This is a genomic window from Sphingomonas sp. 320_CC, assembly GCF_059691795.1.
Genome location: NZ_JCAWAE010000001.1, coordinates 534,191 through 553,777 on the forward strand (window position 1 = coordinate 534,191; position 19,587 = coordinate 553,777).

Annotated in this window: 16 protein-coding genes; 6 read left to right on the forward strand and 10 right to left on the reverse strand. The window is 67.0% G+C overall.

What is annotated here, in order from left to right:
• Window positions 1-53: 53 nt before the first annotated feature.
• From AC59GX_RS02405 to otsB, 3 genes are read right to left on the reverse strand one after another with little or no spacing between them, the layout of a single operon-like run.
• Window positions 54-1,442 carry an alpha,alpha-trehalose-phosphate synthase (UDP-forming) gene (locus AC59GX_RS02405; RefSeq protein ID WP_056060743.1) on the reverse strand — a complete coding sequence of 463 codons (1,389 nt, stop codon included), beginning with the start codon at window positions 1,440-1,442 and terminating at the stop codon, window positions 54-56.
• The gene (locus AC59GX_RS02410) at window positions 1,439-3,235 is read right to left on the reverse strand and encodes a glycoside hydrolase family 15 protein (protein ID WP_056060739.1); all 1,797 of its coding nucleotides are present in this window, start codon (window positions 3,233-3,235) and stop codon (window positions 1,439-1,441) included. The genes AC59GX_RS02405 and AC59GX_RS02410 overlap by 4 nt, the downstream gene beginning before the upstream one ends.
• Window positions 3,232-4,008: a trehalose-phosphatase gene (gene otsB / locus AC59GX_RS02415; protein WP_497300740.1), complete on the reverse strand. Its 777-nt coding sequence runs from the start codon at window positions 4,006-4,008 to the stop codon at window positions 3,232-3,234. Before otsB ends, AC59GX_RS02410 begins: the two co-directional genes overlap by 4 nt.
• A 500-nt stretch (window positions 4,009-4,508) precedes the next feature.
• Here otsB and AC59GX_RS02420 point away from each other — a divergent pair, with 500 nt between their 5' ends.
• The 4 genes from AC59GX_RS02420 to AC59GX_RS02435 all read left to right on the forward strand — a co-directional run bounded on the left by AC59GX_RS02420 (window position 4,509) and on the right by AC59GX_RS02435 (window position 9,462).
• A complete protein-coding gene (locus AC59GX_RS02420; protein ID WP_426282476.1) occupies window positions 4,509-5,981 on the forward strand; it encodes an efflux transporter outer membrane subunit in 1,473 nt (490 codons plus the stop codon).
• Window positions 5,981-7,363: an efflux RND transporter periplasmic adaptor subunit gene (locus tag AC59GX_RS02425; protein ID WP_332754303.1), complete on the forward strand. Its 1,383-nt coding sequence runs from the start codon at window positions 5,981-5,983 to the stop codon at window positions 7,361-7,363. The genes AC59GX_RS02420 and AC59GX_RS02425 overlap by 1 nt, the downstream gene beginning before the upstream one ends.
• 70 nt (window positions 7,364-7,433) lie before the next feature.
• Window positions 7,434-8,090: an ABC transporter ATP-binding protein gene (locus AC59GX_RS02430; protein ID WP_426282899.1), complete on the forward strand. Its 657-nt coding sequence runs from the start codon at window positions 7,434-7,436 to the stop codon at window positions 8,088-8,090.
• Between the two features lie 163 nt (window positions 8,091-8,253).
• Window positions 8,254-9,462: an ABC transporter permease gene (locus AC59GX_RS02435; RefSeq protein ID WP_056060727.1), complete on the forward strand. Its 1,209-nt coding sequence runs from the start codon at window positions 8,254-8,256 to the stop codon at window positions 9,460-9,462.
• On the opposite strand, the gene AC59GX_RS02440 is transcribed toward AC59GX_RS02435, so the two are convergent.
• From AC59GX_RS02440 to AC59GX_RS02465, 6 genes are all read right to left on the reverse strand, one after another.
• Complete coding sequence (locus tag AC59GX_RS02440) at window positions 9,437-10,054, reverse strand: nucleotidyltransferase family protein (RefSeq protein ID WP_133031643.1); 618 nt, start codon at window positions 10,052-10,054, stop codon at window positions 9,437-9,439. The genes AC59GX_RS02435 and AC59GX_RS02440 overlap by 26 nt on opposite strands.
• Window positions 10,041-10,964 carry an XdhC family protein gene (locus AC59GX_RS02445; RefSeq protein WP_426282475.1) on the reverse strand — a complete coding sequence of 308 codons (924 nt, stop codon included), beginning with the start codon at window positions 10,962-10,964 and terminating at the stop codon, window positions 10,041-10,043. The genes AC59GX_RS02440 and AC59GX_RS02445 overlap by 14 nt, the downstream gene beginning before the upstream one ends.
• Window positions 10,965-11,062: 98 nt before the next feature.
• Window positions 11,063-13,267: a molybdopterin cofactor-binding domain-containing protein gene (locus AC59GX_RS02450; protein WP_426282474.1), complete on the reverse strand. Its 2,205-nt coding sequence runs from the start codon at window positions 13,265-13,267 to the stop codon at window positions 11,063-11,065.
• A gap of 217 nt (window positions 13,268-13,484) precedes the next feature.
• Window positions 13,485-15,716, reverse strand: a complete 2,232-nt coding sequence (locus AC59GX_RS02455; RefSeq protein ID WP_497300742.1) for a xanthine dehydrogenase family protein molybdopterin-binding subunit — start codon at window positions 15,714-15,716, stop codon at window positions 13,485-13,487.
• Window positions 15,717-15,718: 2 nt separating this feature from the next.
• Entirely contained in the window at window positions 15,719-16,699 is a 981-nt protein-coding gene (locus AC59GX_RS02460) for an FAD binding domain-containing protein (protein ID WP_426282472.1), read from the reverse strand.
• Complete coding sequence (locus tag AC59GX_RS02465) at window positions 16,696-17,259, reverse strand: 2Fe-2S iron-sulfur cluster-binding protein (protein WP_082441359.1); 564 nt, start codon at window positions 17,257-17,259, stop codon at window positions 16,696-16,698. The genes AC59GX_RS02460 and AC59GX_RS02465 overlap by 4 nt, the downstream gene beginning before the upstream one ends.
• Window positions 17,260-17,400: 141 nt before the next feature.
• On the opposite strand from AC59GX_RS02465, the gene AC59GX_RS02470 reads away from it, so the two are divergent.
• Both AC59GX_RS02470 and AC59GX_RS02475 read left to right on the forward strand, forming a co-directional pair.
• Window positions 17,401-18,417 carry a glycerophosphodiester phosphodiesterase gene (locus tag AC59GX_RS02470; RefSeq protein WP_426282898.1) on the forward strand — a complete coding sequence of 339 codons (1,017 nt, stop codon included), beginning with the start codon at window positions 17,401-17,403 and terminating at the stop codon, window positions 18,415-18,417.
• Window positions 18,418-18,696, forward strand: coding sequence for a hypothetical protein (locus tag AC59GX_RS02475; RefSeq protein WP_056060708.1), 279 nt, complete (start codon window positions 18,418-18,420; stop codon window positions 18,694-18,696).
• 218 nt (window positions 18,697-18,914) lie between these two features.
• Here the strand turns inward: AC59GX_RS02475 and AC59GX_RS02480 are convergent, their stop codons facing one another.
• Window positions 18,915-19,580: a TIGR02117 family protein gene (locus AC59GX_RS02480; protein ID WP_426282471.1), complete on the reverse strand. Its 666-nt coding sequence runs from the start codon at window positions 19,578-19,580 to the stop codon at window positions 18,915-18,917.
• Between the last annotated feature and the right edge of the window lie 7 nt (window positions 19,581-19,587).

Below are 19,587 nucleotides of genomic sequence, written 5' to 3' on the forward strand. Positions count from 1 at the left end.
CCCCCTCCGTCTGGCAAGTGCCAGCCACCTCCCCCTGGCGGGGGAGGATTTAGCTACGCCTCGACATGCTCCGGCACCGCCTCGAGCGCAGTAATAAACAGCTCGCACCACCACATCACGTCCTCCTTGCGGACGTTGTCGATCAGCTTCTCCCAACGCGCCTTGCGCTCCGCCAGCGGCATCTTGAGCGCCCGATCGATCGCGTCGGACATTTCCTCGGGGCTGTACGGATTGACCAGCACCGCGTCCTTCAACTGCGTCGCCGCGCCCGCGAAGTGCGACAGCACCAGCACGCCCGGATCCTCTGGATCCTGCGCCGCGACATATTCCTTCGCGACCAGATTCATCCCGTCACGCAACGGCGTCACCAGCCCGACGCGCGCCGCACGGTAGATCCCCGCCAGCACGTCACGCGGGAAGCCCTGGTTGACGTATCGGATCGGAGTCCAGTCGATGTCCGAATACTCGCCGTTGATCCGCCCCGACATCGAATCGAGGTTCGCGCGGATCTCCTGGTACGTGTCGACCTTCTCGCGCGAAGGCGGCGCGATCTGGAGCATGTAGACCAGCCCGCGCCGGTCCGGATGCGACCCGAGGAAGCGCTCATAGCCCGCGAACCGCTCGGCGAGGCCCTTCGAATAATCGAGCCGGTCGACCCCGACGATCAGGCTCCGCCCGGTCGCGGACATGTACATCCGCTCCTTGGCATGCCGCGCCGCGTCGCTGTTCGCCGACTTCTCGAAGTCCGCGGTCTCGATCCCGATCGGCGTGGTGATGGCCTTGATCGTTCGGTCGCCGACCGTCACCCAGCCATCCTCGCCGACCACGCCGTCGAGCTGGCTCGTGACGTAATGCAGGAAGCTGTCGAGCCAGTCCTGCGTCTGGAAGCCGATCACGTCGTACGCGAACATCGATTCGACCAGCGCGCGGTGGCTCGGCAGCGACAGCAGCATCGCCATCGGCGGCCACGGGATGTGGAGGAAGAACCCGATCTTGTTCTCGACGCCCAGCTTGCGCAGTTCCTGGCCGAGCGGGACGTGGTGGTAATCGTGGACCCACACCAGATCCTCGGGCTCGATCAAGGGCAGCACCGTCTCCGCGAACCGCTTGTTCACGCGAGCATAGCCGCTGGAGAAATCGCGTTCGAACTCGGTCAGGTCGATCCGGTAATGGAACAGCGGCCACAAGGTCCGGTTCGCATAGCCGTTGTAATATTCGTCGAAATCCTGCTCTTCGAGGTCGATCGTCGCGGTGGTGACGCCTTTGCCCTGCTGGAAATTGATGTGCCCGGTGAAGGTCTCGGTGGTCGATCCCGACCAGCCGAACCACACGCCGCCCTTTTCACGCAGGGCGGCGAGCAACGCGACCGCGAGGCCGCCCTGGTTGCCCGAGGGCGCATCGACCGACTGGACGCGGTTCGAGATGACGACGAGGCGGCTCATCGGACGGCACTCCACGGCTTGCTGAGCAGGACCGCGCAGTTGATCAGCCCCACCAGCGAATAGGTTTGCGGATAATTGCCCCACAGCTCGCCGGTGTTCGGATCGATATCCTCCGACAGCAGCCCGGCCGGCGTCCGCCGCGCGACCATCTCGCAGAACAGCGCGCGTGCGTCGGCAGTCCGGCCGGTCGCGTGTAGCGCCTCGATCAGCCAGAAGGTGCAGACGTTGAACGCGGTATGCGGCAGGCCGAAATCATCCTCGGTCGCATAACGCAGCATGTGGCTTCCACGCCGCAGACCCTCCTCGACCGCCTTCAAAGTCGACTGGAACCGCGGATCGTCGGGCGCGAAGAAGCGCAGGTCGAGCAGCTGGATCAGGCTCGCATCGAGATCGTCGCCACCGAACGTCGCCGAGATACGCTGCGTATCCTCACGCCACGCCGACTGCTCGATCGTCGTGCGAATGGTGTTCGCACGCTCTTCCCAGAACGTCCGGCGATCCTCGAGCCCCAGCACTTCGGCGGCATTGGCGAGCCGGTCGCAGGCCGCCCAGCACATCGCCGCCGAATAGGTGTGGACGTGCGCTTTGGTGCGCAGCTCCCACAGGCCAGCGTCGGGCTTGTCGTACGTCTCCCACGCACGATCGCCGACCAGTTCGAGGCTCTTGAAATCCTCCTCGCTCGACATCCGGAACAGCCGCTTGTCGAAGAACGCCTGGACATCGGACAGGATGATCTGGCCGTACGCGTCGTGCTGGATCTGTTCGTACGCCTGGTTGCCGACGCGGACCGGGCCCATCCCGCGATAGCCCGGCAGGTCGCTCTCGATCCGCTCGATCAGCGTCGCCTCGCCGCCAACGCCGTAGAGCGGCTGGACATGCCCGCCCTTCGACGCATCGACGATGTTGCGCAGATATTCGAGATAGCCTTCTAGCACGTCGAGCGCGCCGAGCCGGTTGAGCGCCTGCACCGTATAATAGGCGTCGCGGATCCAGCAGTAGCGATAGTCCCAGTTGCGCTCCGACCCCTCATGCTCGGGGATCGAGGTGGTGAGCGCGGCGACGATCGCGCCGGTCTCCTCGTGCTGGCACAGTTTGAGCGTGATCGCCGCGCGGATGACGACGTCCTGCCACTCGACCGGCGTCGCGAGCCCGCGCACCCAGTGCCGCCACTCGTCCTTGGTCCGCGACAGCATCGCCTCGGCGGCCTCGTGCAGCACGCCCGCGAAACTCTCGTCGGGGCCGAGAAACAGGTGCATCTGGCGTTCGAGCCGGAACCAGTTCTCGCCGACGATATGCCCGACCGGCGCATCGGTGGTCAGCCGCAGCGTCTGGTCGTCCATCAGGAAGCGGATGTGGTTCGAGCCCTGCGTGTGCTCGGTCGGCTTCCCCCAGTTCGTCGCGACCCGCATCCGAACGCGAATGCGCGGCGAGCCGGCCACCGGCTTGACGATCCGGACGAAGCTGGTCGGGCGATAGGTCCGCCCCTCACGCACGAAGCGCGGGCAGAAATCGATGACCTCGACCGCGTTGCCCGCCTCGTCCTCATGCCGCGTCACCAGGATCGGCGTGTTGCGGATATAGGCCTGCGTGGTTTTCGCACCACCCTCGAGTTCGATCGCCCAGAACCCGGTCTTGGGCGCATCGCCGCCGAGCAGCGCGCAGAACGCCGGGTCGCCGTCGACGCGGGGCACGCAGCCCCAGACGAACGTGCCGGTCTTGTCGATCAGCGCGGAGACCTGGCAATTGCCGATCGGCCACAGGTTCATGTCGGCTTTTTGGGTAGGTGCGGTCATCGTGTTTCCAACATGGGTGTTTCCAATATGGCAGCAATCCAGTCGCGAAGTGCGGCAACGTCGTTCAGGCGGTAGGTTGCGGCGGTAGGCCGTTGCTCGCCGATCAGCACGCCCGCCCCGCCAAGGTCGAGCGCGGCCTCGAACCCGTCCTCGTCGGTAACGTCGTCGCCGAAGAAATACGGCACGCTGCCCGCCATCGCCGGCGCGGCGATCAGGGCGCGGAGGGCGGCGCCCTTGTCGCCGGGGGTGCGCAGTTCGACCATCATCTTGCCCCGCTGGAGCGTGAGGCCGTGGCGAGCGGCGAGGTCTTCGGCGAGGCGGACCGCGGCGGGTTCGAAGTCCGGCGCCATCCGGTAATGCAGCCCGGCGCCAAGGCTCTTGGCTTCGTAGACGAGCCCGTTGGCGTCGGCGAAGTCGCGGAACGAGGCGGCGGCGGCTTCGAGCGAAGCGGGGCGTTCGGCGGCGACATGGCCGTCGTCGGGCGTACGCGTCTCGGCGCCGTGGCTGCCCGCGACCGCGAACAGGTGCGCGTGGCGCCCGAGCATCGCGTCGAGCTGCGCGATCGAGCGCCCGCTGATGATCGCGACCCGACCGGGGAAGCGCTCGGCGAGCGTGTCGAGCGTATCGAGCAGCATCTGGCTCACCACGACCGCATCCGGCGTCGCGGCAAGGTCGACGAGCGTCCCGTCGAAATCGAAGAACAGGCTCACGGCGTCGGGCACGGCAAGGGGCGGCGCGAGGACATCAGTCGCGGGCTGGCGTTCGGCTAGCATCATCCCTGAACCCATAGCGCCACCGCTCCGTTCCGCTGCACTGCAAAATTGGAACGGGTACGGTTCGATTTTCGGGGTGGGGAGGGGGGGGGCGGCAAACGCCACCAAAGTTACCGCATCCCACCTCCCCGGCGAAGGCCGGGGCCCAGTTGAGGGACGGCAATGAAGCATGTTGCGCGATATCACCTCGGACGTTCCAACTGGACCCCGGCCTCCGCCGGGAAGGTGCTAAAGGATGCGCATCTCACTCTCTTTCAGGCCTGCAAACCTTGTTTCCCCGCGAAGGCGGGGACCCAGACTGGACTCCCGCCTTCGCGGGAGAACAAGTAGCGGGGAGTGGTCCACGTTAAACAGCGCATCAACGTCCCTTCTGGATGGCTGCCGAGCAAGTCCGCGGCGACGGCGCTAGATGAAGCCCCCCTCCAATCCACCCCACCTGCGACACCTCGCGACACAAAACCGCTGGACTAGCCCCAGCCGCTTGGTCATGCCTGCCGCCCATGTCCCGCGTCCGCGCCCTCCTCATCGCACCCGTATCCACGGCCGCCCTGCTAGCCGGCTGCACCGTCGGCCCGGACTACCACCCCAAGGCCGCGGCAGAACTCGGCGTTCCCGACGCGTATTCGGTCACCCCCGAGACCAAGCCCGAAGACCTCACCCGCTGGTGGCAGAAGTTCGACGACCCCGTCCTCGGCCAGCTCGTCGAGCAGGCCGCCGCCGCCAACCTCGACATCGCACAATCCGTCGCCCGCCTCCGCCAGGCTCGCGAAAGCCTGCTCCAGAACCGCGCCTCGCTGCTCCCGACGGTCAACGGCTCGGCCGGCTACCAGCGCAACGAGAACGTCCGGGGTGGTGGGCGCTCGTTCACGCTGCCCGACGGCACCGTCATCGATACCGGCGGCGGCGGCGCGAACAGCTTCACGGTCGGCGCCAGCGCCAGCTATCAGGTCGGCGTCTTCGGCGAGATCCGCCGCACCGTCGAGGCCAGCCGCGCCGACTACGCCGCGTCGGGCTACGACTACGCCACCGTGCTTATTTCCGTCGAAAGCGAGGTCGCGCGCAACTACGTCCTCGCGCGCTCGTACCAGCAGCAGCTCGCCAACGCCCGCGCCTCGCTCGCGATCCAGGACGACAACCTCGAGATCGCCGGTTTCCGCGTCCAGGCCGGGCTCGTCTCCAGCGTCGACGCCGAACAGGCCCGCGCCCAGCGCGCGCAAACCGCCGCGACGATTCCGAGCCTCGACCAGCAATATGCCGCCGCCGTCGCGCGGATCGGCGTGCTGACCGGCCAAGCCCCGGGCGCGCTCCGGGCGATGATGGCACCGGCCAAGGCAATCCCGACCGGCCCCGCCGCGGTCGGCGTCGGCATCCCCGCCGACACGCTCCGCCAGCGCCCAGACATCCGCTCGGCCGAGCGCGCGCTCGCCGCCGCCACCGCGCGGATCGGCGTTGCCAAGGCGCAGCTCTATCCCGCGCTCGCGATCACCGGTAACCTGAACACCAACGCGACCTCGATCGGCAACATCGGCGACGCGATCACCGGCAGCCTGTTCGCCGGGCTGACGCAGGCGATCTTCAACGGCGGCCGTCTGCGCAGCCAGGTCCGCACCAGCGAAGCCGCCGCCGACGGGGCGTTCGCGCTCTACAAATCCACAATCCTCACCGCGCTGGAGGATGTCGAGAACGCCGTCGTCGCGCTCCAGACCGCGCAGGAACGCGAGCGACAGTTCGCGATCGCGCTCGACGCGTCGAACAATTCCGCGATCCTCAGCCGTAGCCAATACCGCACCGGCCTCACCGATTTCACCACGCTCAACCAGCAGGAAACCGCGCTCCTGTCCGCACGCAACGGCGCGACGCAGGCACGCGCCGACGCCGCCACCGCGTTGATCGCACTCTATGCCGCACTCGGCGGCGGCTGGGACTCCACCGTGATCCCGCAAGCGCCCATATCCAATCCAGAGGCACGCTGATGGCCGACGCATCGATCGACGACTTCCTCGGCGTAAAGCCGCAGGCCCCCTGGAAACGCTACGTAAAGTGGGTCGTGATCGCGGTCGGCGTGGTCCTGCTGTGCCTGCTGCTCGCCAAGTGCTTCGGCGCGAAGGAGCAGACGCAATATTCGACGCAGGCCGCGCAGCGCGGCAACCTGACCGTCAGCGTCTCGGCAACCGGCAAGCTCGCGCCGACCACGCAGGTCACGGTCGGTTCGCAGCTATCGGGTCTCGTCACCAAGGTCGTCGTCGACGTCAACGACCGCGTGACCGCGGGCCAGCCGCTCGCGCTGATCGATCCCGAACAGCTCGACGACCAGATCCGCCAGACCAGCGCCCAGCTTGCGGCGAACCAGGCGCAGGTCGCGCAGGCACAGGCCACCGTCGCCGAATCGCGCGCGCAGCTAAACCGCCTCGAAGAGGTCTCGCGGCTGTCCGGTGGTCGCGTACCGTCGAAGACCGAGCTCCAGACCGGCCGCGCCGACTACGCCCGCGCCGTCGCAGCACAGAAGGTCGCCGAGGCCAACGTCGTCGCCAGCCGCGCGCTTCTCGCGCAGAACCAGACGCAGCGGGCGCGTGCGATCATCCGCTCGCCGGTGACGGGGGTGGTGCTCGCGCGCCAGATCGACCCAGGCCAGACCGTCGCCTCGTCGTTCAACACGCCGACGCTGTTCGTGATCGCCGAAGACCTCACCAAGATGAAGCTCGAGGTCGCGATCGACGAAGCCGACGTCGGCGAGGTCAAGATCGGCCAGAAGGCGAGCTTCACCGTCGACGCGTTCCCCGGCCAGACCTTCCCCGCGACGATCAGCCGGGTCGATCTCGGCTCGAACCTGACGGTCAGCTCGGCCACCTCGTCGACCTCGACCACCGCGACCTCGACCACCGGGCAAGTCGTCTCGTACGCGGCCGACCTGACGGTGGGTAATCAGTCGCTGACGCTGCGCCCCGGCATGACCGCGACCGCGGACATCGTCACATCGGACAAGCGCAACGTCCTGCTCGTCCCCAACGCCGCGTTGCGCTTCAAGCCGACCGCGGCGTCCGGCGATGCAGGCGGCGGCATCGCCGGCTCGCTGACCTTCCGTCCGCGCCGTGGCGGCGGTGCGGAGCGCACCGCGACGGTCGCTCGCGGCGCGCAGCAGACGATCTACGTCAAGGGCGCGGACGGCACGCCGCAGCCGGTGCAGATCACCACCGGCGACACCAACGGCACGATGACCGAAGTCCTGTCGGGCAATCTCCAGCCCGGCGCGCAGGTCATCACCGGCCAGTTGGCGAGCGGCGGCGACGACGCCAAGCGTAGCGGGGGCGCACGTCGCTCAGGTGGCGCGAGCAAGGGTGGGGGCGGTGGCCAGTAACGCGCCGCTCACCGCCGAACCGCTCATCTCCCTGCGCGGCGTCACCAAGACGTACGGGCAGGGCGCGACGATGTTCCAGGCGCTCAAGGGCGTCGACCTCGACATCGCGGCGGGCGATTTCGTCGCGGTGATGGGGCCGTCGGGGTCGGGCAAGTCGACGACGATGAACATCCTCGGCTGCCTCGACGTGCCGAGCGACGGGACATTCCTGTTCCGCGGCCACCACGTCGAGACGCTCGACCGCGACCAGCGCGCGCTGCTCCGGCGGAAATATCTCGGTTTCGTGTTCCAGGGCTTCAACCTCCTATCGCGCACCTCGGCGCTGGAGAATGTCGAACTCCCCTTGCTCTACCGCGGCGATGAAAAGCGCGCGCGCAGGGATGCGGCGATGGCGAGCCTCGATACGGTCGGGCTCGCGGACTGGTGGGATCACACCCCGGCCGAACTCTCCGGCGGCCAGCAACAGCGCGTCGCGATCGCGCGTGCGCTGGTGACCAGCCCCGACGTGCTGCTCGCCGACGAGCCCACCGGCAATCTCGACAGCGAACGTTCGGTGGAGATCATGCAGCTCCTCACACGGCTGAACGCGGAAAAGAACATCACGGTCCTGATGGTCACGCACGAACCCGACATGGCCGCGTTCGCGCGGACGGTGGTCCACTTCAAGGACGGCCTGGTCGAACGCATCGAAAGCCAGCACCGCCAGGGCGAAAAGGTGGAATCGTGAGCGCCTCCCAAAACGCATTCCCCTCCCGCTTGCGGGAGGGGTCAGGGGAGGGCGCGACGTACGTACTGGCGTCCGGTCTGTTTGATCAGCCCCTCCCCCAACCCCTCCCGCAAGCGGGAGGGGAGCAGCCAGACTGCGCTCTCGACAACGGAGCGACGCGATAATGTTCGGCACAACCCTCGTCCTCGCGCTCCGCTCGATCCGCCGCCACCTCCTGCGGTCGTTCCTCACCATCCTCGGCATCGTCATCGGCGTCGGCGCGGTCGTGACGATGGTCACGCTCGGCAAGGCGACCACCGCCGCGGTCCAGCAGTCGATCTCCGCGCTCGGCACCAACATCCTCCAGGTCCGCCCCGGCCAGGGCTTCGGGCGCGGCGGCGGCGGCCCGCGTCCGCCCGACTTCAAGCCCGAGGACGTCGCCGCGATCGCCAACCAGATCGCCGGCGTCACCGCGGTCGCGCCGCAAGCCAGCGCCACCGCCACCGCGATCTACGAAGGCGCCAACTGGTCGACCACGATCAACGGCACCACCGACGCCATCTTCCAGGTCCAGCCTTGGCCGCTCGCCTCGGGCCGCCGCTGGACGCCGGTCGAGGAAAGCGCCGGTGCTGCGGTCTGCATCATCGGCAATACCGTCTCGAAAAACCTGTTCCCCGGCGGCGATCCGGTCGGCCACCGTTTCCGTATCGGACCGATCAGCTGCGACGTGATCGGCGTGCTGACCACGCGCGGCCAGGCCGGGTTCGGCGGCGATCAGGACGACACCGTGGTCATGCCGATCAAGGCGGTCCAGCGGCGCTTCACCGGCAACCGCGATATCCGCCTGATGCTGGTCGGCGTCGACGAGCGTTTCTCGACCAGCACGGTGCAGGCCGGGATCACCGACCTGCTCCGCGAACGCCGCACCATCACCGGCGACAAGCCCGACGACTTCAATATCTTCGACACCAAGCAGATTTCGGACACGCTCACCGGCACCACGACCCTGCTCACCGGCATCGTCGCCGCGGTCGCGGGGATCAGCCTGGTGGTCGGCGGGATCGGCATCATGAACATCATGCTGGTGTCGGTGACCGAGCGCACGCGCGAGATCGGCATCCGTCTCGCGATCGGCGCAGTCGCGCGCGAGGTGCTGTTGCAGTTCCTCGTCGAGGCGATCGCTTTGTCGTGCCTTGGCGGCGTCATCGGGCTGATCGTCGCGCAGGCGGCGATCGCGATCATCGCGCCGCTGATCAAGGTTCAATGGCTGTTCGTGCCCGAGATCAACATCTTCGCCTTCGCGATCTCCGCGGTGATCGGTGTCGTCTTCGGCTATTTCCCGGCCCGCCGCGCGGCGGCGATGAACCCTATCGACGCGTTAAGGCACGAGTGATCGCCGCCTTGGGATCGCGGACCAGCGCTTGCAGCCGGTCCAGATCCTCGGGCGTGTCGATATCGATCAGCTCGGCGGGCGCAGTCACGACGTGCCGCCCCGCCTGCACCAGGTCACGCGCACCCGCATCGCCGTCGAGCGTCAGCAGGAAATCGAACCGCTCGCGCCCGAACAGGGCAGGGGGCGAGGGCTTCTCGCCATCGCTCGACGCGACCACCGCGTCCGCGCTGTCGGCGGCATCGAGCATCCGGTAGATATGCGCCGCGGTCACGCGCGGCATGTCAGCAAGCGCGATCAGCACCGCCTCCGCACCCTCGTCCTTGGCGCACTGCACGCCCAATTTTACCGATTGCGACATGCCCGACGACGGATCGTCGTTATGCACCACCTCGAAATGATGGCTGATGAAGTCGAGCTTGCAGCCGTCGGTGACGACCAGCCGCCGCTTGAACGGAATGTTCTCGAATGCGGTGACGACATGCATCCCGAGCGGCTTGTTGAGAAACGGCACCTCGAGCTTGTTGGGAATGCCGAACCGCTCCGAGCGGCCTGCCGCAAGCAGGATGAGGAAGACGTTTTCAGCGGCGATCATTGAACGCTCCTATCATCGCCGCGGCCACCGACAGCGCGATTTCCGATGGTCCGATCGCGCCGATGTCGAGCCCGACCGGCGCATCGATCCGGTCGATGTTCTCGGCCGTGACGCCTTCCGAGGCAAGCCGCTCGCGCCGCGCCGCATGGCTCTTGCGGCTGCCGAGCGCACCGACATAGGCGGCATCGGACGCGAGCGCGGCGATCAGCGCGGGATCGTCGATCTTGATGTCGTGGCTCAGCGTCACGACCGCGGTCGAGGGGCCGGGGCGCAGCGCGGCGATCGCCTCGTCCGGCCAGCGATCGTCGAGCGTCACGCCCGGAAACCGCTCCTCGGTCAGGAAGCGCGCACGCGGATCGATCACCACCGTCTCGATCCCGAGTTCGCGCGCGAGCCCCGCCAAGGCCTGCGCGATCTGCACCGCGCCGACGATCAGCAGCCGGCGTGGCGGATCGTAGCGGTTGACGAACACCTCTCCCGTTTCCAGCGGCCGCGCGTCGCTGTGCCCGGTCGCGAGGTCGGTCGTCACCGTCAGCGCATCGCCCTGGTCGCGCGCATCGGCAATCCGGTCGAACAGCTCGGGATCGAACCCTTCGGCGGACACCGGCTGCACCATCACCGCGATCTCGCCGCCACACGGCAACCCGACTTCCCACGCCGCCGCATCCGCCACGCCGTAGTTGCGCACCTGGAATGGCGCGCCGGCGATCACGTCGGCGGCGGTGGCGAGGATGTCGCTCTCGACGCACCCGCCGGAGACCGATCCCTCGAACCGCCCATCGGCATGGACGAGCATATGGCTCCCCTTGGGCCGCGGCGCGGATCCCCAGGTCGAGACGACCGTGGCGATCGCCATCCTCTCGCCCTTCCAGGTCTTCGCAGCAGCGAGCACGCTATCGTTTTCGGCCATGTTGTCTCTCTTCTCGTTCTCCCGCGAAGGCGGGAGCCCAGGAGCCACGAACGCTCCGATTGGTATCCTGGCCCCCCGCCTGCGCGGGGGAACAGCGCTTATAAGGAGGGTAGTCCAGCCAACAGCTTGTCGAGCGTCACCGGAAAATCCCGAACCCGAACTCCCGTCGCGTTGTAGATAGCATTCGCCACCGCAGCCCCCGCCCCGGAAATCCCAAGCTCGCCAACGCCCTTCGCCCCGACGGGGTTCGCGGAGTCGTCGATCTCCTCGATGAAATGCACTTCGAGTTGTGGAATGTCGGCATTCACCGCGACATGATATTCGCCGAAATCGGGGTTCACGAACGCGCCCGTCCGCGTGTCGACGATGCCTTCTTCGCTCAGCGCATAGGCGATCCCCCACGCCATCCCGCCGGTGATCTGGCTGGTCGCGGTCTTGCGATTGAGCACGCGCCCGACATCGAACACGCCCAGCATCCGCCGCACGCGCGTCTCGCCCGTCACCGCGTTCACCGCGACCTCGACGAAGTGCGCGCCGTGGCTCGCCTGGCTGGTGCGCTTGCTCTGGGCACCCGGCCCGGTCTTGCCCATCGCCACGATCGGTTCGCCGCGGACCAGATCGGCCAGCTTCACCGATCGCCCGCCAGCGCTGACGCAGCCGTCGTGCAGGCTCAGATCCTCTGGCGCCGCGTTCATCCGCAACGCCAGTTCGCCAAGGATATCCTCGCACGCGAGCACCACCGCCGAACACGCGCTGCCAGCGCCGAACGACCCGCCCGACCCCGCGCTCGGCGGAAAGTCGGTATCGCCGAGCCGCACGTTCACCTCCGCCACCGGCAGCCCGAGCATCTCGCCCGCGGTCTGCGCGAGGATCGTGTACGTCCCCGTGCCGATATCGGTCATGTCGCATTCAACCGTCGCGCGGCCATCCGCCTCCAGCCGCACGCGCGCCTGCGCCTCGACGGTGAAGTTGCCGCGCAGGCTCGCCGCCATGCCGATCCCGACCAGCCACTCGCCCTCGCGCACCGACCCCGGCGCCGGCACCTTGTCCGGCCAGCCGAATCGCTCGGCGCCCTGCGTATAGCAATCGAGCATCCGCCGCGTGGAGAACGGCTTGCCGCTCACCGGATCGGTCTCGGGCTCGTTGCGCCGCCGTAGTTCGATCGGATCGATCCCGAGCTGCTCGGCCAGTTCGTCCATCGCGCACTCGACCCCGAACGTCCCGACCGCCTCGCCCGGCGCCCGCACCGCACCGCTCGCGGGCAGGTCGACACGCACGAGGTCGGTCTTGAACCGCCGCGCGTCGCCCCGGTACAGCGGCAGCGTCCCGAACGGCACCGGCTCGAGAAACTCGCCATCGTCGTTCTGCGCGACAATGCTCTCATGCCCCATGCCGAGGATCACGCCGTTTGCGTCGGCGGCGATCCGGATCCGCTGCGTCGTGTGCGAACGATGATGCACCATGTACGCGGTCTGGCGGCGGGGCAGCGCGACCTTCACCGGCCGCCCGACGACCTCCGCCGCGATCGCCGCGAGGATCGCCTCGGGCCCGACACCGGTCTTGCCGCCGAATCCCCCGCCGACATACGGAGCGAGGACACGCACCTTGTCCGCATCGATCTTCAGCGCCTTGGCGATCGTCTTCCGCGCGCCGCCGATCACCTGGTTGCTGGAGCGTACCATGAGCTTGTCGCCCTCCCACCACGCGGTAGTCGCGTGCGGTTCCAGCGCGGCAGGGAAGTGCACGGGGGTCGTGTAGGTCCGATCAAACGTCACCGCCGCGTCCGCCATCACCGCGTCGAGATCGCCATTGTCGATCGGCGGCAGGAAGCCGATTTTCGGCGCGGTATCGACCGGCTGCGCCTCGACGTCGAACCGATCCTCGCCCGCCTCGGTGCGGACCACGACCAGCGCCGCGGCATCGCGTGCGATCGCCTGATCCTCGGTAACGACGATCGCGACCGGCTGGCCGAGGTGGAGAATGACGTCGGTATCGAACAGCGGCATCGCGCGGGAATTGGACTCGCCGGCCGGCATGCGCGCATCATTATGAATGATGGCGATCACGCCGGGCAACGCCTCCGCGGCGCTTACGTCGATGCCGAGAATGCGCCCGCTGCCGACCGGCGTGCCGACGATCGCAGCGTAGGCGATGCCGTCGGGCGTGCCCTCATACGCATAATCCGCAACGCCGGTAACCTTCGCCGGCCCCTCGATCCGGTCGAGCCCAAGCCCGAGAACGCCCTGCTTCGCGCGGTCGAGACCACCCGGCCGAAACGCCGCATCCATCACGTGTTCGTTCATTCTGCGGTCCTCGGGTGGAGCGAAGGATATGGGTAGGGTGGGGGCGTTTGACGAGGGTTGGGGGCTTGGCTCACCTCAACCCGAGCCGCCACCCCGGCGAAGGCCGGGGCCCAGTTGGAAAGGTCTTGATAACGGAGGACGATCCTTCGTTATCTTCGTCCCCCAACTGGGCCCCGGCCTTCGCCGGGGTGGTACCTGTTTATGGTATCGTCAGCCCTCAAACAGCCGGCAACTGATCCAGCAGCTTGTCGAGCGTGATCGGGAACTCGCGCACCCGGATCCCCGTCGCATTATACACCGCATTCGCCACGGCCGCACCCGCGCCCGAAATCCCCAGCTCGCCGATCCCCTTCGCGTGGATCGGGTTCGCATGGATGTCGCGCTCGTCGACGAAGTGGACGTCCATCTGCGGAATGTCCGCATTCGCCGGCACGTGATATTCCGCCAGATCGTGGTTCACCAGCTTGCCGGTCCGCGTGTCGTGGATCAGGTCCTCGGTCAGCGCCGCGCCGATCCCGAAGGTCATCCCGCCGAGGCACTGCGACCGCGCAGTCTTCGCGTTGAGCACGCGCCCCGCCGCGAACGACCCGAGCATCCGCCGTACCCGCGTCTCGCCGGTGACCACATTGACCGCGACCTCGGCGAAGTGCGCGCCGAACCCGGCCTGAGTCGTCTCCTTTTCCTGCTTGCCCGGCTTGATATGTCCGGTAGCCTCGAGACCCTTGCCGACCAGCTCGCCGATCGGCGTCGAGCGATTGTCGCCGATCGCGTTGCCGTCCTTGAGCGTCAAGCCGTCCTCGTCGACGCCCGCCGCCTTGGCCAGCTTCCCGCGCAGCATCTCGCACGCGAGATACACCGCAGTACCCGAGGACGCCGCACCCCAGGACCCGCCCGAACCCGCCGCCGGAGGATCGTTGGTATCGCCCAGCGACATCGTGATGTTCTCGACCGGAATGCCCAGGATTTCCGACGCGATCTGCGCCAGGATCGTGTAGCTGCCCGTGCCGATATCGGTCATCGCCGACGACACCGTCGCCGAGCCGTCCGGATGGATCTCGACCTTGGCGGACGATTCCATCATCATGTTGCCGCGCACCGCCGAGGCGACGCCCATGCCGATCAGCCACTCGCCCTCGCGCCGCGTGCCGGCCTTCTGGCGCTTGTCCCAGCCGAACTTCTTCGCACCCTCGTCGAGCGCACGCGTCAGGTTGCGCGACGAATAGGGCACGTCCTTCTCGGGGTCGATCTTCGGATCGTTGCGCTTGCGCAGCTCGATCGGATCCATCTCGAGCTTCTCGGCCAGCTCGTCCATCGCGCCTTCCAGCGCCAGCATCCCGACAGCCTCGCCCGGCGCACGCATCGAGCCCGACAGCACGAAGTTCAGATCGACCACCTCATGCGTGATCAGCCGGTTCTCACCGCCATACAGCAGATGCGTGCCAATACCCGCAGGCTCGAAATAATCCTCGGTCGACTGGTTCGACGTCAGTGTCTCGTGGCCGATCGCCAGCAACTTGCCGTCGGCATCCGCCGCGAGCCGAACATGCTGCTCGGTATTCGACCGCCGCACGGTCGCCTCGAACACCTGCGGCCGCGACATCACCGCCTTGACCGGACGGCCAAGCTGCTTCGCCGCGATCGCCGCCGCGACGCTCTCTGGCGCGATGCCGAGCTTCGACCCGAACCCGCCGCCGATGTAGCGCGCGATGATCCGCACCTTCTTCTCCGACAGCCCCAGCGATTTCGCCAGCTGCTGCGCATCCGACGTAGGCATCTGGTACGCGCCGTACAGCGACAGCGAGCCATCCTCTTCCCACACCGCGGTCGAGGCATGCGGCTCCATCGCCGCGGAGTTCTGGCTCGGCGTGACATAGGTCGAATCGATCGTCACCGCAGCCTCGGCCATCGCCTTGTCGACGTCGCCCTGCTTGAAATGCGCAGGCGTAGCATCGTCCGGCGGCGTCCGCGTTTCGTCGCGGTGCGCGGCGAAATCATACTGGCCCTCGGCCTCGTCATACTCGATCGGCAGGCGAGCCGCCGCATCGCGCGCGACTTCGAAGCTCTCGGCGAGCACGATCGCGACGATCTGGCCGAAGAACGCGATGTCCTTCACGCCCTGCGTCGGTGCATCGGTCGCACCGCCCTGCGCCGCCACGCGGATGAACCGATCGAAATCGGTGACCACGTCGATCACGCCGGGAATGCTCTTCACCGCATCGACGTCGATCGAGACGACCTTGCCGGCGGAGATCTTCGTGCCGACCAGCACGCCATACGCCATGTTCGCGAACTGGTATTCCGCGGCATAGGTTGCTGTGCCCGTGACCTTAAGCGGGCCGTCGATCCGGTCGAGCGGCTTGCCGATGACGCCCTGGACGCCGGTATCCAGAAGACTGTCCGGATGCGGCTTGTCCATCGTCAGGCTATTCGTAGTGCCAAGACCAAACATGCTTATGCTCCCGTGACGTTGCGCAGCGTCGCGATCAGCGTGCGACGGGCGAGGGGAATCTTGAAGTCGTTCGAGCCGTAGCCCTTGGCATCGGCCAGCAGCGCCGTCGCCGCAGCCTCGAACACGGCATCGGACGGCGCCTTGCCGACCAGAGCCGCCTCGACCGCCGGGTTGCGCCACGGCATCGGGCCAAGGCCACCGAACGCGAGCGAGGCCGACGCGATCACGCCGTCCTGCACGTCGACGATCGCCGCCACCGAGACGAGCGCGAACGCATACGACGCACGGTCGCGCACCTTGCGGTATTCCTGCTTGCCCTTGACCGGTGCCGGCAGCTCAACGTGCGTGATCAGTTCACCCGCTTCGAGCGCGTTCTCGATCTGCGGCGTATCGCCCGGCAGGCGATAGAAGTCGTGGATCGAGATCCGCCGACGATCGCCATCCGCCTTCAGCGTCACGATCGTCGCGTCGAGCGCGCGCATCGCCACCGCCATGTCGCTCGGGTGCGTCGCGATGCAGTGGTCGCTCGTCCCCAGCACGGCGAGGATGCGGTTGAAGCCGCCGATCGCCGAACAGCCGCTCCCCGGCTCGCGCTTGTTGCACGCCGCTGCGGTATCGTAGAAATAATAGCACCGCGTCCGCTGCAGCAGATTGCCCCCGGTCGACGCCTTGTTGCGCAACTGGCCCGAAGCACCCGCCAGCAACGCGCGGCTCAGCACCTCGTACTTGGCGACGACGCGGCGGTCGGCGGCGAGATCGCTGTTCGGCACCAGCGCACCGATCGTCAGCCCGCCATCCTCGCGCTCCTCGATCTTCGCGAGATCGAGCCGCGAGATGTCGACCAGCTTGTCCGGCGTCTCGACCTGCAACTTCATCAGGTCGAGCAAATTGGTACCGCCCGCGATGAACTTCGCGCCGCTGGTATCGATATCCTTGACCGCAGCCTCGGGCGTAGCGGGCTTCTCGTACGTGAAGGTCTTCATGCCACCAGCTCCCCGCGCGCGTTGGCTTCCATCGCGGCATCCTTCTCGTCCGCGGTCCGGCCCGCAGGCTCGGCACCACCGACTTCGCGGATCGCATCGACGATGTTCGGATACGCGGCGCAGCGGCACAGATTGCCGCTCATCCGCTCGGAAATCTCGGCGTCGTCGAACTTCGGATCGGTCAGGTCGCCCGACGCATGGCTGGCCCAGCCCTTCTTGACCTCGTCGAGCATGCCGACCGCCGAACAGATCTGCCCCGGCGTGCAATAGCCGCACTGATAGCCGTCATGCCGCACGAACGCGTCCTGCAGCGCGTGGAGATTGCCCGGCTGGCCGATGCCCTCGATCGTCGTGATCTCGTCGTCCTGATGCATTACCGCGAGCGTCAGGCAGGAATTGACGCGACGCCCGTTGATCAGCACCGTGCAAGCACCGCACTGGCCATGATCGCAGCCCTTCTTCGAGCCCGTCAGCCCTAGATGCTCGCGGCACAGATCGAGTACCGACGTGCGAATATCGGGCTCGGCGTCATATGATTGACCATTGATCGTGAAATGCATGGCGGTGCCCCTGGTTGAATGTGCCGGGAATGTACGGATTTCGAGGACTTAACGCCGATGCGACCGATCGTTTCCTATTGCGACAAGCTCTCACGTGTTGGTACGCTGGCGTTCATAGCGCTGAGCGGGCAAGCTGTTGCGATGACGCCAGCTTCTCCCCGATTGTCGCCGCCAATCGTCATCGCGCACCGCGGCGCAAGCGGGCTCCGGCCCGAGCATACCCTGGCGGCGTACTCGCTCGCGATCGACCAGGGCGCGGACTTCATCGAGCCCGATCTCGTCCCGACCAAGGACGACGTCCTCGTTGCGCGCCACGAGAACAACATCGCCGAGACGACCAACGTCGCCGACCACCGCGAGTTCGCCGCGCGAAAAACCACCAAGACGATCGACGGCCAGACGATGACCGGCTGGTTCGTCGAGGACTTCACGCTCGCCGAACTGAAGACGCTGCGCGCAAAGGAACGCCTGCCGAAGCTCCGCCCCGCGAACACCGCCTATGACGGCCAGTTCCAGATCCCGACCCTTGCCGAGATCATCGCGCTCGCCAAGCGCCGCACGACCGAGACGGGCCGGACGATCGGCATCTATCCCGAGACCAAGCACCCGACCTATTTCGCGAAGATCGGCCATCCGACCGACGCGAAACTCGTCGCCGAACTGCGCGAGGCCGGCTGGGATTCGGCCAAAGCGCCCGTGTTCATCCAGTCGTTCGAGGTCGCCAATCTCCAGCGCCTTCACAAGATGACCAAGGTCCGCCTGATCCAGCTCATGGACGGGGAGGGCGGTCCCGCCGATGGCGCGCAGCCGAGCTACAAGGCGATGATCACGCCCGAAGGCCTGAAGGCGGTCGCCGCCTACGCCTACGGCATCGGCCCGAACAAGAGCATGCTGTGGACCGACGCGACGCCAACGACGCTGGTCGCCGACGCCCACGCGGCGGGTCTACGGGTCCACCCCTGGACCTACCGCGCCGAAAACTATTTCGAACCGACCCGCTTCCGCCGCGGCACCGACCCCGCCGCGCACGGCGACATCGCCGCGGAGATCGACGCAGGTCTTGCACAAGGTATCGACGGTTTCTTCACCGACTTTCCGCTATACGGAGCCCAAGCGCGCGACCGAGCCCAGGGAACCGCGCGTGCAGGAGTAAAGTAAATGCGTAAGGTTCTTCCCGTACTCGCGGTGCTACCATTCCTCGTAAGTGGCTGCATCAGCACCGCAACGTCGATCGTGAAGGCGCCGTTCCAGGTCGCCGGCAAGGCGGTCGACTGGACCACCACCAGCCAGGAAGAATCGGACCGCAACTACGGCAAGAAGATGCGCAAGCAGGAAGCCGAGGAGGGCAAGCAGCGCAAGGAACTGGCGAAACGTTGCAAGCGCGATCCGCAACGCTCGGAATGCGGCCAGTACCAAGGCTACCGCGCGGGAAACTGACCTCCCTTCTACCACCCCGGCGAAGGCCGGGGCCCAGTTGGGCGAACCGAAGTAACTTCGCGCTGTCCTCAGTCAGCAACGTCCCCCAACTGGACCCCGGCCTCCGCCGGGGAGGTGGCCTCGGTATTTGGGATACCGCATCCCGCCCCCAACTTGTTCTCCCGCGAAGGCGGGAGCCCAGTCTGGCCTCCCGCCTTCGCGGCAGAACAAGCTTGGCTTCAGAACCACCCCATCACAGTAACCGGAAACGGCGTCCACCACCCAACCCGAACCCCAGCAAACCGCAGCGCATCCCCCGTCCACGCATTACACGTCCGCACCGCGCTATACCGCCCGTCAGCCTCGTAAAACGCATCATACCCGGCATACCCCGGATACCGCGCACCCCCATCCCGAAAGCTAGCCCGGATATACGCCGCCAACCGCCGATACTGCGCCGGCGTCACCACGATCTCCCGAGTCCCATCCCCCGCACGCGGCCTCGGCAGATGATCGACATGCATCAACGTCCGATCACTCCCGACCGCCGAAGCGACCACGGTACGCAATTTCACGTCAGCCCAGGTCGGCGTCTCAAGGTAGAACGTCTTCTCCCCCCACCCGAACGCCACATGATCGAACGCCCCATACCGCGGGTCGCGCAGATCCTCCGCCCGAGCCACCCCGCGCCAGTCCACCCCGGCGGCCACCTTCGGCACGATGATCCCGGTATGCACGCCGTTGCTCTCGACGAAGATATGAACCCCCTCGGCCGGCGCCCGCCAGTCGCGATTGCTGGGGATCGACCCGCCGACCAGCCCCGCCACCGCATAGCTCGCGACCACCCCGAACACGGCCGCGATCGCCCGTAAAATCCACTTAACCCAACGCGTTTCCGTCTTCATTCCGTCA